This is a genomic window from Neisseria sp. P0020.S005 (assembly GCF_051957055.1).
GTDB lineage: Bacteria > Pseudomonadota > Gammaproteobacteria > Burkholderiales > Neisseriaceae > Neisseria > Neisseria subflava_A.
Window position 1 is genome coordinate 1 of sequence record NZ_JBQCWV010000024.1, and the last position, 790, is coordinate 790.

Annotated in this window: 1 protein-coding gene and 1 pseudogene; both read left to right on the plus strand. The window is 54.1% G+C overall.

Annotation, left to right across the window (positions count from 1 at the left end; all coding sequences use genetic code 11):
* Positions 1-260: pseudogene (locus ACTHTU_RS11110) on the plus strand (helix-turn-helix domain-containing protein); the annotation flags it as partial.
* The coding region (locus tag ACTHTU_RS11115; RefSeq protein ID WP_440362581.1) for an IS3 family transposase at positions 164-790 on the plus strand (627 nt) is incomplete at its 3' end. The pseudogene ACTHTU_RS11110 and the gene ACTHTU_RS11115, both read left to right, overlap by 97 nt.

The window sequence follows — 790 nt, forward strand, 5'->3', positions numbered from 1 at the left end:
TCTCCCGAACCCACCTGCGGCGATGGATACGCGCCTATCAGGAAGGCGGTATCGGCGCACTCGAACATCCACAATCCAAAACCATGACCGAACACCGCAAAAACCCCTTCATCGCCGACAAACCCGAACAAGAAAAAACACAGGCAGAGCTTATCGAAGAGTTGTGCTATATGCGCGCAGAGGTCGCCTACCTAAAGGAGTTAAAAGCCCTCAGCCAAAAGCGGACCGCAAAGGACAAAGCCAAACCGTCCAAACACTGAGGGCGCAACACCCGCTCAAATACCTGCCGCACATCGCAAACCTGCCCAAAAGCAGCTTTTACTACCACCATCAAGACCGGCCCGACCCCGATGCAGCCGACAAAGCCCTTATCGCCGAAATCTACGAACGGCATAAAGGACGCTACGGGCAAAGGCGCATTGCCGCATCATTGGATTGGAACCGCAAAAAAGCAGCGAGGTTGATGAAGCAGCTAGGACTGAAAGCCAAAATACGGGCGAAAAAAGCCTGCCGCCATCCCGCCATGGGCGAAATATCGGAACACCTCCTCAAACGCCGGTTCAAAGCCGAAAAGCCCAACGAAAAATGGCTGACCGACGTTACCGAACTCAAAGGGAAGGACGGTAAACTGTACCTCTCGCCAATCTTGGACTTGTTCAACCGCGAGATCGTCGCCTACGCCATGAGCCGCAGAGCCGACAGCGAAATGGTGAAGGAAATGCTCGAAAAAGCCGCCCCCCGTCTGACTGATAAAGGAACGATGCTTCATTCGGACCAAGGTGTGCTGTAC